This window comes from Jiangella ureilytica (genome assembly GCF_004348545.1).
GTDB lineage: Bacteria > Actinomycetota > Actinomycetes > Jiangellales > Jiangellaceae > Jiangella > Jiangella ureilytica.
Map to the genome: position 1 here is coordinate 1 of NZ_SMKL01000104.1, position 15,584 is coordinate 15,584.

General features: G+C 72.7%; 14 protein-coding genes. 7 read left to right on the forward strand and 7 right to left on the reverse strand.

Annotation, left to right across the window (positions count from 1 at the left end; translation table 11 throughout):
* Window positions 1-1,060, reverse strand: a 1,060-nt coding sequence (locus E1212_RS27300) for a cell division protein PerM (protein ID WP_131988401.1), incomplete at its 3' end; no start/stop codon positions are given.
* A gap of 191 nt (window positions 1,061-1,251) precedes the next feature.
* Between E1212_RS27300 and E1212_RS27305 the strand changes: the two genes are divergently transcribed.
* The 5 genes from E1212_RS27305 to kynU are packed head-to-tail and all read left to right on the forward strand — an operon-like array spanning window position 1,252 to window position 6,427.
* A complete protein-coding gene (locus E1212_RS27305; protein ID WP_131988403.1) occupies window positions 1,252-1,734 on the forward strand; it encodes an RNA polymerase sigma factor in 483 nt (160 codons plus the stop codon).
* A gap of 28 nt (window positions 1,735-1,762) precedes the next feature.
* Window positions 1,763-3,163 carry a hypothetical protein gene (locus tag E1212_RS27310; RefSeq protein ID WP_131988405.1) on the forward strand — a complete coding sequence of 467 codons (1,401 nt, stop codon included), beginning with the start codon at window positions 1,763-1,765 and terminating at the stop codon, window positions 3,161-3,163.
* A 5-nt stretch (window positions 3,164-3,168) separates the two neighbouring features.
* Window positions 3,169-3,699 (forward strand): SigE family RNA polymerase sigma factor, encoded by a 531-nt coding sequence (locus E1212_RS27315; RefSeq protein WP_131988407.1) that lies wholly within the window; start codon window positions 3,169-3,171, stop codon window positions 3,697-3,699.
* Window positions 3,696-5,174 (forward strand): hypothetical protein, encoded by a 1,479-nt coding sequence (locus E1212_RS27320; protein WP_131988409.1) that lies wholly within the window; start codon window positions 3,696-3,698, stop codon window positions 5,172-5,174. The genes E1212_RS27315 and E1212_RS27320 overlap by 4 nt, the downstream gene beginning before the upstream one ends.
* Before the next feature lie 20 nt (window positions 5,175-5,194).
* The gene (gene kynU / locus E1212_RS27325) at window positions 5,195-6,427 is read left to right on the forward strand and encodes a kynureninase (RefSeq protein ID WP_131988411.1); all 1,233 of its coding nucleotides are present in this window, start codon (window positions 5,195-5,197) and stop codon (window positions 6,425-6,427) included.
* 37 nt (window positions 6,428-6,464) lie between these two features.
* Here kynU and E1212_RS27330 read toward each other — a convergent pair whose 3' ends face one another.
* Window positions 6,465-7,043 (reverse strand): dihydrofolate reductase family protein, encoded by a 579-nt coding sequence (locus E1212_RS27330; RefSeq protein ID WP_131988413.1) that lies wholly within the window; start codon window positions 7,041-7,043, stop codon window positions 6,465-6,467.
* Window positions 7,044-7,096: 53 nt separating this feature from the next.
* On the opposite strand from E1212_RS27330, the gene E1212_RS27335 reads away from it, so the two are divergent.
* A complete protein-coding gene (locus E1212_RS27335) occupies window positions 7,097-7,750 on the forward strand; it encodes a TetR/AcrR family transcriptional regulator (RefSeq protein ID WP_131988415.1) in 654 nt (217 codons plus the stop codon).
* Between the two features lie 5 nt (window positions 7,751-7,755).
* Here E1212_RS27335 and E1212_RS27340 read toward each other — a convergent pair whose 3' ends face one another.
* From E1212_RS27340 to E1212_RS27360, 5 genes are all read right to left on the reverse strand, one after another.
* On the reverse strand, window positions 7,756-8,178 hold the full coding sequence (locus E1212_RS27340; protein ID WP_131988417.1) for a hypothetical protein: 423 nt from the start codon (window positions 8,176-8,178) through the stop codon (window positions 7,756-7,758).
* An 87-nt stretch (window positions 8,179-8,265) separates the two neighbouring features.
* Entirely contained in the window at window positions 8,266-9,165 is a 900-nt protein-coding gene (gene sucD, locus E1212_RS27345; protein ID WP_131988419.1) for a succinate--CoA ligase subunit alpha, read from the reverse strand.
* A 12-nt stretch (window positions 9,166-9,177) separates the two neighbouring features.
* Window positions 9,178-10,365, reverse strand: a complete 1,188-nt coding sequence (gene sucC, locus E1212_RS27350) for an ADP-forming succinate--CoA ligase subunit beta (protein ID WP_131988421.1) — start codon at window positions 10,363-10,365, stop codon at window positions 9,178-9,180.
* Between the two features lie 114 nt (window positions 10,366-10,479).
* Window positions 10,480-13,875: a phosphodiester glycosidase family protein gene (locus E1212_RS27355; RefSeq protein WP_131988423.1), complete on the reverse strand. Its 3,396-nt coding sequence runs from the start codon at window positions 13,873-13,875 to the stop codon at window positions 10,480-10,482.
* A gap of 123 nt (window positions 13,876-13,998) precedes the next feature.
* The gene (locus E1212_RS27360; RefSeq protein ID WP_131988425.1) at window positions 13,999-14,412 is read right to left on the reverse strand and encodes a coenzyme B12-dependent isobutyryl CoA mutase small subunit; all 414 of its coding nucleotides are present in this window, start codon (window positions 14,410-14,412) and stop codon (window positions 13,999-14,001) included.
* Between the two features lie 453 nt (window positions 14,413-14,865).
* On the opposite strand from E1212_RS27360, the gene E1212_RS27365 reads away from it, so the two are divergent.
* Entirely contained in the window at window positions 14,866-15,489 is a 624-nt protein-coding gene (locus E1212_RS27365) for a M23 family metallopeptidase (RefSeq protein ID WP_131988427.1), read from the forward strand.
* Window positions 15,490-15,584: the final 95 nt, after the last annotated feature.

Below are 15,584 nucleotides of genomic sequence, written 5' to 3' on the forward strand. Positions count from 1 at the left end.
CCGCCACCCCGACCGCCGGCCCCAGGGCCACCGGCCCAGAGTCCACCGGTCCGGAGTCCACACCAGGCTCCGAATCCTCATCGGACTCGACGACCGCTACCGGGCCGAGGCGACGGTGCACGAGCAGCCCGGCCAGCACGCCGGCCAGCACCGGTCCGGCGACCACCAGCCAGGCGAGCGATCCGGGCACGCTCGACGGCAGCGCCCCGAGCACGGGAACCGCGGGCACGAGGCCGAGCGTGACGCCGCCGGGCGCCACCGATGTCGCCGTCCCGACCGCGAAGCCGGGCCCGAGCGCGAACGCCGCGGACCAGACGATCAGGTTCGGCACGATCAGCGCGCAGCCCACCACCACCAGCGTCGCGCCGAGTGGGCCGGCGTCCAGGGCGGTGGCGAGGTCCCCGGTGCGGCCGGCGTGGGCGACGAGGCTGACCCCCATCAGCACCGCGCCCACGCAGACCATCCCCGCCACCGCCGCGGCCGCGCCGGCCAGTGCCGCGCGCATGAGAGGTGGCACGCGCCACCACCAGTCGGCCAGCAGTCCGGATTCGTGCGCCACCCCGGTGGTCACGGCGGCGCCGGACCACAGCACCGCCCAGAGGACCGCCTCGAGCGGCCGGCTCGCGGCGTCGGCGGTGGCCGAGAGCGTCGCGATGGTCCCGGCGCCCACCGCGTACGTGACGACCGCCGCCACCACGACGGCGCACGCGCCCCGCGTCGTCGCCACCCCGGCCGAGTGCGCCGCCCACCGCGCCGAGCGGTGCAGCAACAGGACGAACAGCAGCGTCAGTCCGAGCGGCGCGAGCGTGATCGACCCGGCCTCGAGGTCCAGACCCGCCCCGTGCGCCATCAGCCAGACCCGGGAGCCGAACCGCAGCGGGTCGCCCAGCGGCCCGACGGCGCCCTCGGCGATCCACACCGCGACGCCCGGCAGCACGCACAACGCGAACCCGGCCACCAGGGCCCAGGCGGCCGCCACCATGGCCGCGAGCCACGGGACCCGCGACCCCCACGCCGGCTCGTCGCGCCGGAGCAGCGGTCGGGTCAGCAGGTCGGCCACCCCTCCATCGCACCGCACGATGGCCCGATATCGGGAACACCACGCCGACCACGCCCTGATCAGCTGCCATTTCTCGGCGCAGAATACGAGGAATCGCGTTCATTCCCCGAATGGTCGTGCAACCGTGGAGCGCACTCACGGGTCCTCCTGGGTGTAAGTCACGAGCGACGGGCACGGGGGAGGTGGCGGTCATGGGCCGATCAGCGGATTTCGACGCGTTCTACGACGCGACGAGCCGCCGCGTCCTGCACCAGCTGTACGCGTTGACCGGCGACCTCGACCGGGCCCGCCGCTGCACCCAGGAGGCCTACGCCCGGGCCTGGCGCCAATGGTCCGCCGTCAGCGTCGCGACCAGCCCGGAGGCCTGGGTGCGCACGACCGCCTGGCGGCTGGCGTCGGGCCGCCGGATCACCGTGAGACGCACCGCGCGACACACCACGAGGGCAGCGGACGGCGGCAGCGCGGATCTCGTCGCCGCCCTGCGCACACTGCCCGAGCGACAGCGCTACGTCATCGTGGCCCGGCTGCTCGCCGGCTCGGCCGTCGCCGACATCGCCGCCGAGACGGGAACCTCCGTCGCGACTGTCGAGAACCGGCTCGCCAAGGCGCGCGCCACACTCGCCCGAATTCTCCCCGACGACACCGCCGTTCTCACCGGAGGCCACCGTGTCTGACAGCCACGACGACAGCCTTTCCCGGCGCTTGTCGTCGCTCGAAACGGACCTAGCGGGCATCTCGCTGTCCGGTCCGGCCGCCGCCCGGCGCCGCGCCGCGCAGCGGACCCGGCACCAGGTCACGGGCGGCGTGCTCGCCGGGGTCGCGGCCGTGGCGCTCGGCGTGTTCGCGATCAGCCCACCCGACTTCGTGGCGTCGCCGGAACCGGTCGGCCCGGTCACCGACTCCCCGACCACCGGGCCGACGACGCCCTCCGAGCCTCCGTCGACGCCTCCGGTCGAGCCCACGCCCGACCCGTCCGAGACCGGGAGCCCCGACGGCGGCGGTCAGAACGGCAGCACCGGCAACGACGGCACCAGCTCGCTGATGGTGCCGCCGGACGCGCTGCTGACCCTCGACGACGTCATCACCGAGACCAGCGAGGGCTGGGCCGAGGCGGGTGCGGGCGACAGCTGGCTGCCGTGCGTGCCCGGCATCCCGTCCGACGGGGTGGGCATCGCGTTCGAGTCCGCGTACGGCTCGCGCTTCGAGCAGGTCGTCGACCCGATCGCGGGCGGCGCCGAGGACCGGCTGGAGGACCTGCGGGCCGAGCTGACCGAATGCGCGGAGTCCGGCGACGACTTCCACCTCGTCCAGGTGTGGTCGCTGTCCGGGGTCGGCGACGGCGGCTACCTCATCGTGTGGAACGGGCCACCGACCACGCCTGACACCGCCACCTACGTCACGGCGAGCCTGGTGCGCACCGGCGACTTCGTGTCCGCGGTGTTCCACGGCGGTCCCGGCCAGGACTACAACGCACCCGCGCAGCCGCGTCAGGCGGTCCTGTCCGCCGAGCGGCTCTGCCGGGCGATGGGCAGCGAGTGCCCCGCCTCGCCGGAGCAGGAGCGGCTCTACCCGGAACCGGTCAGCGACGTCGACGGCTGGCTCACCATCGACGACCTCGCCGAGGTGGGCCTGACCGCGCTCACCGAGGGGAGCGAGGTCATGGACAGCGGCGACGCCGGCGGGGCCACCGACTACGGCTTCGTCGGCCTGGAACGCGACCCGTTCGCCGACGGCGCCGAGTCGCTGGAACAGCGCACCTACACCGACCCGCTGGAACCCGGCGGGCAGGTCGTCAACCAGCTGCGGGCCACGTTCCCGGACGCCGAGACGGCCCGGGCGCACCACGACGCTCTCGCGGCCGCCGCCGAACAGCCCACCCAGCCCGGCGACGTCGTCGAGAACACCGGCTCGATCTCCGGCGCCGGCTACCACGGCACGGTCTGGGTGTTGTCGAACACCGAGTTCGGCACGTCGTGGCTCTACGGCGCAGCGGTCAGCGGGAACGTCGTCACCGTGGTCTACTACGGGCTCATCGACGACGAGCTCTCCCCCGACCAGATGAGCCATCTGCTCGAGCTCGCCGCGCAGCGGATCGGGGGGTGACGACCATGGCCGCGAACACCGCCGACTTCGACGAGTTCTACGACGCCACCCATCGCCGGGTGCTGCACCAGATGTACGCCATGACCGGCAACCTCGCCGACGCGCAGGAGTGCACCCAAGAGGCGTACGCCCGCGCCTGGCAGCGGTGGAAGACCGTCAGCCAGGCGAACAACCCGGAGGCCTGGATCCGCACCGTCGCCTGGCGCATCGCGGCCAGCCGCTGGCGCAAGGCGAAGAACGGCGTCACGGCGCTGGTCCGCCACGGCGCGCCGGACCACACGCCGTCGCCCGATCCGGACCACGTCGCGCTGGTCGCCGCGCTCAAGCAGATCCCGGAGAGCCAGCGGCAGGCGGTCGTCCTGCACCACCTCGTCGGCATGAGCGTCGAGGACATCGCCCACGAGACCGGCGCGCCGACCGGCACGATCAAGGCGCGCCTGTCGCGGGGGCGGGCGGCGCTGGCCCAGCTGCTCACCGACCCGGCCGACGCCACCGGCGAGGCGACCGGGATACCCGCGGGCGGTGAGGCGTCGTGACGGGCGACTTCGACGACGACCTGACCCGCCGGCTCAGCGGGCTCTCGGCCGACCTCGACGGCGTCTCACTGGCGGGACCGTCGGCGGCCCGTGCGCGAGCGGCCCGGCGGACCCGCCACCAGGTGACCGGCGGCGTGCTCGCCGGGGTGGCGGCGGTCGCGGCCGGAGTGGCGATCATCAGCCCGCCGGATCTCACGACCACGCCGGACCCGGCGCCGCCGGCCAGCCTCTCGACGCCGGCCACCACGGACCCCACGACCACGACGGCGGTCGCGTTGAGCGCCGCCCTGCTGACCCCCGGCGACCTCGCGCCCGTGGACGCCCCCTGGACCGAGAGCCGCGATCGGACCGACGTCGTCTGCGACCCCGCCCCGGTGCTGGCGTCGCTCTCGTCGACGGTCGACCGCGCCGCCGTGACGTACGCGGCGTCGGACGGCAACGCGGTGCGCCAGGACCTCGTCCGGTTCGGCGCCGCCACGTCCGCCGACGAGCTCTGGACCGAGATGCGATCGTGCCTGCCCGCCCAGGGTGAGGGCGACGCTCCCGTCGTCACGGACGAGTACCGCCTCAGCGGCGTCGGCGACGAGGGGTGGCTGATCCGCTACTACACCGACCCGGCGGCGGAGGACAGCGACGCCGTCACCGCCGCGCTGGTCCGCTACCAGGACGTGGTCAGCCTCACCGTGCGCACGCAGCCGCGCGCCGACACGGTCGGCGCGGAGCTGGACACCGACCTGCCGGTCACCGCTGCCCGGCGCATGTGCGAGACCGTCTTCGGCGAGTCGTGCGTCACCGAGCCGGCACTCGAGGACGTCACCGGCGCGGAGCCGATCGACGACCCCACCGACGCGCCCGCCGGCGGACCCACCGGCGACCCGGCCGAACCGACCGAGCCGACCGAGCCGGCCGACGAGCCCGCGACGGAGTTGCTCGGCCTCGCCGACGACCCGTTCCTCACCGACGACGATGTCGCCGCGGTCGGCGCGGCTGCCGGCTTCTTCCGCAGCCCGCAGTCCACCGAGACCGCGGCGCACCAGGCGCCGTGCCTGCAGGACCTCACGGCCGCCGGCGCCACCACCGTCAGCTCGCTCGGCTACATCCACGATCTCGATGCCAGCCTGGCGGAATGGGTGCTGCTCATGCCCGACGCGGACACCGCGTTCCGCCTGGTCTCGGCGCACACCGTCCTGCCGGACGTCTGCGGCGAGGTGGGCGACGACCGTGAGCAGACGGTGGGCGAGGCGGTCGCCGTGGACGTCGACGGCGCCGACGACGCGGTCGCCTGGACCGTCGAGAGCGTCCCCACGGCCGAGAACGGCGGTTCGTCGACCTCCTTCTCCGGTATCGGCATCGCCCGTGTCGGCAACATCGCGGTCGTGGTCTCGTTCGCTGCCATGGACGACCCGTCCGGCGGCGACTGGCCCGGCGTCGTCACTCCGCTGCTCGCGACGGCGCTGGAGCGGGCGGTCGGCTGAGGCGTCGTACGCTGCGGGGCATGGAGCGCGCACAGGCCGAGGCCCTCGACCGCGACGACCCGCTGGCGCACCTGCGCGACCGGTTCGAGCTGCCCGGCGGCCTGATCTACCTGGACGGCAACTCGCTCGGCCCGCTGCCGCGCGGCGTGGCGGAGCGGGCCGGCCGGCTGGTCGGCACCGAGTGGCGCGACGACCTCATCACGTCGTGGAACACGCACGGCTGGTACGACCTGCCGGCGACGGTCGGGCGGAAGCTGGAGCCGCTGCTGGGCGCGGAGCCGGGCACCGTCACCGTCGGCGACTCCACCAGCGTCCAGCTGTTCAAGCTGCTCGTCGCGGGCGCGCGGCTGCGGCCGGACCGCCGGGTGGTCGTCACCGAGCCGGGCAACTTCCCCACCGACTCCTACGTGATCGACGGTGTCGCGCGGCTGCTCGGCCTGACGGTGCGCTGGTGGTCCGCCGCCGATGAGCCGCTCGAGGACGTCCTGGACGACGACGTCGCCCTCGTCTCGCTCTGCCACGTCGACTACCGCCTCGGGCGCATGCACGACGGCGCCGCCGTCACCCGGGCGGTGCACGAGGCCGGCGCCGTCGTCCTCTGGGACCTCTGCCACTCCGCGGGCGCCGTCGCCGTCGACCTCGCCGGCTGGGATGCCGACCTGGCCGTCGGCTGCGGCTACAAGTACCTCAACGGCGGCCCGGGCGCACCGGCGTTCGCCTACGCCGCCCCGCGCTGGCTCGGCAGCGTCGACCAGCCGATCACGGGCTGGTTCGGGCATGCCACGCCGTTCGCGCTGGACCGCGACTACCGCCCGGCCGACGGCGTGAGGCGGCTGCTCAGCGGCACCACGCCGGTCATCGGCACGGCGGTGCTCGACTCCGCCCTCGACGCGTTCGACGGCGTCGCCATCGCCGACGTGCGGCGCAAGTCGCTGGCGCTGACGGACCTGTTCCTCGCGCTGGCCGACGAGCGGCTGCGCGAGTTCGGCGTCGAGCCCGAGGTGCCGCGCGACCACACCGCCCGCGGCTCCCAGCTGTGCCTGCGGCTGCCCGAGGCGTACGGGTTCGTGCAGGCGCTGATCGCCCGCCGCGTGGTGGGCGACTTCCGCGAGCCCGACCTCGCCCGCTTCGGCGTCGCGCCGCTCTACATCCGGTTCACCGACGTGTACGACGCCGTCGAGCACATGACCGCCGTCCTGGCCGCCGGCGAGCACCGCCGCCCCGAGAACGTCGCCCGCGCCGCCGTCACCTGAGCGCCGGCCACCCTGGCCGCACCCGCACGCCCCCGGCTCAGCGGGCGCGGTCGTAGGTCGCGATGATCACGCCGGTGGTGGTCGGCACCGACTTCACCAGCTCGAACGTCGCCAGTTGCGCGCCGTCGCGGAAGAGCCGGGTGCCCTCGCCCAGCACCACCGGGTGGATCGACAGCACGAACTGGTCGACGAGGTCGTGCCGGAGCAGCGTCTGGACGAGCTCACCGCTACCCAGCACGCCGATGTCGCGCGGCTCCCGCTCCTTGAGCCCCGCGACCTCACCGGAACCGACGAGGACGGAGTTCTCCCAGCTCAGTGGCCCGGTGAGCGTGGTCGACGCGACGTACTTGGTGGCCGCGTTCAGCACCGGCGTGAACGGGTTGCCGTCGGTCTGCTTCGGCCAAAAGCCCTCGAACTGCTGGTAGGTGACCCGGCCGAACAGCAGCGGCCCGCCCTGCGCCATGCCCTCGCCCATCTCGCGCATGGCGACCTCGTCGAAGTACGGAGCGCCCCAGCCGCCGTGGCGGAAGTCGCCGCGGGTGTCCTCGTCGGGCGCGGCCGGCGCCTGCATGACCCCGTCGAGGGTGATGTTCTCGATGACGATGATCCGGCCCATGACTGCCTCCTCGGCATACGAATAAACTAAACGGTGTAGTAAACTCTAGGCACATGAGCGAACCCGAGGTCAAGACCGAGAGCCGGTCCGCCCGCAAGCACCGCGACATCCTCGAGGCCGCCACCCAGGTCTTCCTGGCCCAGGGCTTCGCCGGCACCAGCATCGACCAGATCGCCGCGCGGGCGGCCGTCTCGAAGCCGACCGTCTACAAGCACTTCGCCGACAAGCAGGCGCTGTTCACCGAGATCGTGACGCGCACGGTCGACGAGGCGGCCGAGCCGGTGCACGCCGAGGTCGCCAGCCTGCGCGACACCGGCGACGTCGCGGCCGACCTGCGCGACCTCGCCCGCCGGCAGCTGGCCATGGTCATGCGCCCGCGGCTGCTGCAGCTGCGCCGGCTGGTCATCGGCGAGGCCGGTCGCTTCCCCGAGCTGGGCCGGCTGTTCGCCGAGCGCGGCCCGGCGCGCACCATGGCCGATCTCGCGACGGCGTTCCGCGGGCTCACCGAGCGCGGCCTGCTCGCCGTCGACGACGCGGAGGTCGCCGCGGCACACTTCAACTGGCTGGTGATGTCGGTCCCGCTGAACCGGGCCATGCTCACCGGCGACGACGCTCCCCCACCGGCGGCGGAGATCGAGCGCTACGCCGACGAGGGCGTGCGGGTCTTCCTCGCCGCGTACGGCGCCCCGCCGGCCGGCCGCCGCTGACGCCGTCAGCGCAGCGTGTCGAAGTACTCCGCGAACGCGGCCGCCTCGTCGCGCTGCTCCACGCCCAGCACGTAGGCGGCCTGCAGCAGCCTCGGCACCTTCGGCAGGACCGTGAACCGCACCGTGGCGCCGTCGGTCGTGCGGATGACGTAGCGGCGCTGCAGGTCCTTCTTCGCCGATCGCAGGGTCGACGGCGTCACGTACAGCGGCTCGCCGGCCGTCAGCGCGCCGTCGTCGCCGTCGACCGGGAGGATCGCGAGCTCCTTCGCGCCCGGCACGTAGCCGACCACGAACGAGTGGATGATCGTCCGCTTGGCGACGAGGTAGTTCTTCTCGACCGAGTCGTAGCCATGGACGATGCGGTAGCCGTCGGGGTCCTTCACGGCACCGTCGAACACCTGCCGCAGCTCGGCCAGGATCTCGTTCATGTGCCTCACTCCTCGGAACGGCGATCGGCCGGGCCGCCGGCGAACGGCGACCCGGCCGAGCTCCTCCCGATCCCTGATGGTCCGGAGTCAGAGCTTCTGGTAGATCTCGCGCATCAGGCGCGCTGTCTCGCTGGGGGTCTTGCCGACGGCGACACCGGCGGCCTCGAGGGCCTCCTTCTTCGCCTGCGCCGTGCCGGACGAGCCGGACACGATGGCGCCGGCGTGGCCCATGGTCTTGCCCTCCGGTGCGGTGAAGCCCGCCACGTAGCCGACGACCGGCTTGGTGACGTGCTCCTGGATGTAGGCCGCGGCCCGCTCCTCGGCGTCGCCGCCGATCTCGCCGATCATGACGATGGCCTTCGTCTCCGGGTCGGCCTCGAACGCCTCGAGCGCGTCGATGTGCGTGGTGCCGATGACCGGGTCGCCGCCGATGCCGACGGCGGTGGAGAAGCCGATGTCGCGCAGCTCGTACATCATCTGGTAGGTCAGCGTGCCCGACTTGCTCACCAGGCCGATGGGGCCGGCGCCGGTGATGTCGGCCGGGATGATGCCGGCGTTGGACTTGCCGGGGCTGATGACGCCGGGGCAGTTCGGCCCGACGATGCGGGTCTTGTTGCCCTTCGACTGCGCGTAGGCCCAGAACTCCGCGGTGTCGTGCACCGGGATGCCCTCGGTGATGACCACCAAGAGGCCGACGCCCGCATCTACTGCTTCAACGACGGCGTCCTTGGTGAACTTCGGCGGCACGAACGCGACCGACACGTTGGCGCCGGTCTTGTCCATGGCTTCGGCGACCGTGCCGTGCACCGTCAGGACGGCGTCGGCGGAGAACTCGGTGAAGTCGAGCTCCTGGCCGGCCTTGCGAGCGTTGACGCCGCCGACGATCTTGGCGCCGGCCTTGAGCATCCGCTGCGTGTGCTTGGTGCCCTCGGCGCCGGTGATGCCCTGGACGATGATCCTGCTGTTCTCGTCGAGGAAGATAGCCATGACTCGTCGCCCCTACTTCGCTGCCGCGAGCTCGGCCGCGCGTCGCGCGGCGCCGTCCATCGTGTCGACCTGCTCGATGAGCCCGGCCGGCGCCTGCGCCGCGAACTCGGACAGGATGCGCCGGCCCTCTTCGGCGTTGTTGCCGTCGAGGCGCACGACCAGCGGCTTGGTCACCTGGTCGCCGCGGCCCTCGAGCAGCTCGAACGCGTGCACGATGCCGTTGGCGACGGCGTCGCAGGCGGTGATGCCGCCGAAGACGTTGACGAAGACGCTCTTGACCTCGTCGTCGGACAGGATGATCTCGAGCCCGTTGGCCATGACCTCGGCCGACGCGCCGCCGCCGATGTCGAGGAAGTTGGCCGGCTTGACGCCGCCGAAGTCCTCGCCGGCGTAGGCCACCACGTCGAGCGTCGACATGACCAGGCCGGCGCCGTTGCCGATGATGCCGACCTCGCCGGACAGCTTGACGTAGTTGAGGTCCTTCTCCTTGGCGCGCGCCTCGAGCGGGTCGGCCGCGGCCTTGTCCTCGAAGTCGGCGTGCTCGGGGTGCCGGAACTCGGCGTTCTCGTCGAGGCTGACCTTGCCGTCGAGCGCGACGACCGTGCCGTCGGGCCTCTTCACCAGCGGGTTGACCTCGACCAGCGTGGCGTCCTCGCTGGTGAACACCGTCCACAGCTTCTGCAGGATGTCGATGACCTGGTCGCGGACGTCGGGGCCGAACCCGGCGGCGTCGGCGATCGCGGCCGCCTTGGCGGCGTCGACACCCTCGATGGCGTCGACCGGGATGCGGGCCAGCGCCTCGGGCCGCTCGACGGCCAGCTGCTCGATCTCCATGCCGCCCTCGACGCTGGCCATGGCCAGGTAGGTGCGGTTGGCGCGGTCGAGCAGGAAGGAGACGTAGTACTCCTCGGCGATGTCGCTGGCCTGGGTGATCAGCACCCGGTGGACCGTGTGGCCCTTGATGTCCATGCCCAGGATCGCCCGGGCCTTCTCTTCGGCCTCGACGTCGTTCTCGGCGAGCTTGACGCCACCGGCCTTGCCGCGGCCGCCCGTCTTCACCTGCGCCTTGACGACGACCTGGCCGCCGATCTCCGCTGCGGCCCTGCGGGCCTCGTCCACCGTCTCGGCCACGGACCCCGGCAGCACCGGGACCTCGTGCTTGGCGAAGAGCTCCTTCGCCTGGTACTCCATCAGGTCCACGCGAATCCATCCTTCAGAGTCTCGGTCGTGCGCAGCCTATCCGCGCTCGTCGCCGGCCGCAGCGAGAGGGGTCACCACCCTCGGCGGGCGGTGACCCCCATGCGCTCGACGGTGTCAGCCGACGGTGACCGGCTGGGTGGCGGTCTCGCCGTTCACCGTCACCGTGACGGTGGCGGTGCCGGCCCGCAGCCCGACGACGGTGCCGGCGGCCGGGTCGACGGCGACGGTGGCCCAGAGCGGCGCCTTCGCGGCCGGCCCGACGAACACGCCGGTGCCGCCCCACTGCGCCGACACCGGCCACTGGACCGGGACGGTGCGCGTGTCGTCTTGCTCGACGGTGGCGGCGAGCGTGCCGGTCGCGCCGACCGCGAGCGTCGCCGGGGCCTGCAGGGCGATGGTGTCGACCCGGGCCCGGACCTCCGCCCGCAGCCAGCCGTCGTCGTCCTGCGCGGTGCCCTGCGACGGCTCGAGGCCGAGCAGCGTCCAGCCGGTGAAGCCGCCGTCGTCCGGGGTCGAGGCCGGGCCCTTGCCGGAGTTGCCGTTGACGATGTACGGCACGCCGTCGACCGAGCTGGCGTCGAACACGCCGGCGTGGGCGCCGACGAACGCCGCGGACTTGCCGCTCCCGGCCTCGAAGCCGGCCAGCCAGGTCTCCAGCATGGCGGCCTCGCGCCGGTCGGCGAGCTGGCTGTTCGCAGTGGGCAGCGGGTCGTTCGCCGGGTGGTGCTGGAAGACCAGCACACCGGTGACATCGGACGCCTCGGCTGCATCATCAAGAGCCCGGCGCAGCTCGGCGACCTGGGCGAACCCACCGCCACGGAGCGTGCCGAACGCGGAGTTCAACGTGATGACCCGGGTGGTGCCGCCGTCGGTCGCGAGGTCGACGGTGTGCTGGGTGGCGCCGAACTCCGCGATGAAGTTGGCGATGGGGCCGCCCTGCACCTCGTGGTTACCCGGCACGTAGTACCAGGGGAAGTCGGCGCCGGCGAGCTCCTCGTCCAGCACCCGGCGGGCGAGGTCGAAGTCGATCGGGGCCGCCTCGTCGACGAGGTCGCCGTTGATGACCAGCGCGTCCGGGTCCTCGGCGACGATCTCGCGCAGCGTCCGGCGGGCGGCCGCGACGATGTCGCTGTCCGGGTTGCGCCCGACGAACTGCGAGTCGCTCATGACGGCGATGCGCTGGCCGGCGTCGTCGGCGGTGCCGTTGGTGACGACGACGGGGTCGGCGAACCGCTCCTGTTCGGGTAGCTCGACCTCGGGCGCGATCTCGACCGTGATGTCGCTGAACGACGTCTCGCCGTGGTAGTTGCGGGCGCCGGAGGCCTCGACGGCGTAGATGTCGCGGAACCGCAGCGGGTACTGCGTGCCGGCCGGCACCGGGAAGGTCAGCTGCTGCCAGCCGGTGAACGTCGTGTAGCCGCCGTTGAGCGTGAGCAGCGTGCCGTTGGGGTCGTAGACGCGCATCCGGATCCAGGTGCCCTGCCCGTCGCCCTTGACCCACGCCTTGATGTTCTGCGGCTGTCCCGGCATGGTGAACTGCGCCGGCGGGGCGGCGTAGGCGGCGCGGGTGTTGCCGCCGGTGAAGTCGTAGGTGAGCCGGACGCCGTCGCGGCCGTCGGGACCCTCGGTGGGCGCGATGGCGCCGGTCGCGCGGGCGAAGCTGATGGTCCAGCGCGACGCGTCGGCGAAGTCGGCCACCGGCACCTCGGCCAGGCCGACGGTGATCGCGACGCTGGTCTCGACGCCCGCGGCCTCGAGGGTGACCAGTGCCGACCCGGCCTCGACCAGCGGGTCGACGGTGAACCCGTCGCCGTCGGGCACCAGCGCGACCACGCCCTCGCCGCCGGTGACGGTGACGTCGCCCGGCTCGATGGGCGCGCGGTAGCCGTCGACGTCGTAGCCGGTGAGCGCGAGCGTGCCGGTGTCGTCGGCGCCGCCCAGCGGGATCAGCGTGGCGGTCGGCTCGAGCCGCTGCAGCTCGCCCAGGACGGTGATGCCGAGCTCTCCCGCCGAGCCGCGCACGTCGGCCCGCACCTCCGTACGGCCCGGCCGGATGCCGGTGACGACGGCGGTCGTGGGCGTGTCGCCGCGCAGCACCGACGCGACCCGGCGGTCCGCCGTCATCCACCTGGGCCGGGCGTCGACCCGGGCGAACGTCTCGTCGTGACCCAGCGCCTCGACGGTGCGGGTGAGGCCCGGGAACACGCGGTCGGTGTTCTCGCCGTCGCGACCGGCGCCTGCGACGACCCGGAAGCCGTCGAGCTCGCCGGAGCCCTCGGCCGCGAACAGCGCGAGGCCGTTGGCGACCGACCGCTCGCTGCCGTCGGACGGGCTGTTGACGACGGTGCGGTCGTCGGTGCCGGGGTCGCGGACCACGAGCGTGGACGAGCCGCCGCCGTCGATGTTCAGGGCGTCGTAGGCGCCCAGGTCGGACATCAGCTCGGCGAACTCGCCCAGCGTCATGCCGCGCGAGTGCGCCTGCTTGCCGTCGAGCGACACCAGATACATGGTGCGGCCGTCCTCGGAGAGCCCGATGGACGTGCGCGCGGCCGGCTCGGTGTCGGTGAACGTCTGCTGCACGCCGTCGTCGACCAGCACGTGGTTGCCGCCGACCGCGACGACGACGTCCTCGAGATCCGACCGCGGCGCGTAGGAGACGTCGACGGTGTCGCCCGGTGCCAGCGCGAGCAGCGACGTGGCGCCGGCGTCGCGGCCGACCAGGACGATCGTGTTCGGTGCGATCGGGCCGGTGTCGAGCGTCGTGCCCACCGCGGTGACCACGCCGTCGACGACGGTGACCTCCGCGCGGTTCGTGGCGGCGCCGACGGTGTTGGCGCGGGTGTAGCTGCCCCACTGCGACGTGAAGACGCCGATGCCACCCGCCGGCAGGGCGTGCGTGTTGACCCCCGCGAGCCGCAGGCTGACGCCGTCGCCGGTGACCGCGGTGCCTTCGAGGAAGACCCGGGCGAGCGCGGCGGCCCCGCTGCTGGACACCGCGAGCGCGTTCTCGTGGCCCGCGGTCGGGGCGGTGACCAGGCCCTCGTCGCGGCTCACTCCGGCGCCGAGCGGGGCATTGGAGTCGTTGATGTCGTAGAAGTCGCCGTTGATCGCGGCCGTCGCGCCGCTGGCCTGCGCCAGCGATCGGACGGTGGCGGTCTTCGTCACCTCGCCGGAGTACTGGTAGTCGAGCGTGACGCCGGAGTCGAGGTCGACCTCGAGGATGCTGCCGGCGTTCCAGCCGCCGTCCTCGAGCCGCGAGAACGTCGTCAGCTCCATCCCCGGGGCGATGGTCTGCCGGTCGGTGTCGACCAGGACCGACTCGCCCGGGCGGGTGAGGTCGTCCGGTTCGACGGCGGCCGCCGGGGCGGCGGCCGGGACGAGGAGGAGGCCGCCGGTGAGCAGAGCGGTGGGGGCGGCCAGACGCCGACCGCGAGATCCCTGGCGGGGACGAGTCTCCCGAGGGAACAGTTGAACGGCCGCGGAGCGCGCGCGATCACGTCGATTCAGCACGGAGTTCACCCCATCGATGCCGGACGACCCGCCATCGATCGCCGGGCCGCAACTCGGTGAATTTCCGGCAAACCTTACCGATTCAGAGCAGACCTCTGCTACCGGCGGAAATGATTTCCAGGGCTACGAGGCCTGAGCGCGGTCGCGCAGGGTGTCGACCCAGGCCACGATGTCCTGCGTCGAGGCGCCGGGCGTGAAGACCCGGGCGACGCCGAGCTCGGTGAGCAACGGGATGTCCGCGTCGGGGATGATGCCGCCGCCGAAGACGACGATGTCGCCCGCGTCGCGCTCGGCCAGCAGCTCGAGGACGCGCTTGAACAGCGTCATGTGCGCCCCGGAGAGAATGGACAGCCCGACGGCGTCGGCGTCCTCTTGGATGGCGGCCTCGACGATCTGCTCCGGAGTCTGGTGCAGACCCGTGTAGACGACCTCGACGCCGGCGTCACGCAGAGCCCGTGCCACCACCTTGGCGCCCCGGTCGTGGCCATCGAGACCGGGCTTCGCGACGACCACCCGCAGCGGGCGTGCGTCCGCCATGACTACCTCCAGGAACAACGCTGATCCGATGGGTGTTACGACCCTACCTGGGGATCATCTGCGCGCCCTCCGTTCGGACCATGGGGACGCGCTGACCGGGCCATGGGTTGCCAAGTGTGACGCAGATCACATGTCACAGAGCGTCACGAACCTTGCGCCCGCAAGGTCGATCAAGGTTTCCCCGTCGGGCGAGGTCACGACGCGGTTACGGGGTACCAGGGGTCGCTTCCGGTGTCACAGTCCGTGATCAGGTGGCGAAACGCTGGAGCGGAGGCGTTTGGCAGGACCCCTAGGGGACGGTTAGTGTCCTCCAGGTCCTTGTCCCCGGCGAAAGGTTCTGGCGTGTCGCAACGCTCCGGCAGCGGGCGTCACCGTAGCCGCCGCAGACACGTCAGTGTCCCTTCGGTGGTCGGTTCCGTAGCGGTAGCAGCAGCGGCCTCCGGGGCCCTGGCCATGCCTCATGCGGTCGGGTCGACGGACAGCTCGGACGGGCTCAACGCCATCGCCCAACGCCCCCAGGAGCCCGCGTCCGCCAGTGAGGGCGCGCTCGACTCCCTGGTCGCCGCGGAGCAGTCGCTCGCGGCCGAGGCCGGCGAGGTCGCCACCGAGGCACACACCCGCATCATCGAGCAGCAGCGCATCGAGGCCGCCGAAGCGGCCGCCCGCGCCGAGCGCGAAGGCAAGCGCTGGCTGCTCCCGGTCGAGGGCTACCGCATCACCGCCGGCTTCGGCGCCGGCGGCAGCATGTGGTCCAACCGCCACACCGGCCTCGACTTCGCCGCACCCACCGGCACCGAGGTCATGTCGCTCTCGGCCGGCGAGATCATCTTCGCCGGCTACGACGGCCCCTACGGCAACAAGATCGTCATCCGCCACTGGGACGGCACCGAGACCTGGTACTGCCACCTCTCGCGCTTCGTCCTCCGCTCCGGCGACGTCATGCCCGGCGAGGTCATCGGCCGCGTCGGCTCCACGGGCAACTCGACCGGCCCGCACCTGCACCTCGAGGTCCACCCGGACGGCGGCGACCCCGTCAATCCGCGCTCCTGGCTCGAGGACCACGGCGTCAACGTCTGACGCTCCATCGTTTCACTCATCGTGTGAGTTCACTACCCGGCACTCGCCAGGGTATGCGTCGGGTCGCCGGGTTGGCGGGGGTTCGGGGTCGGACG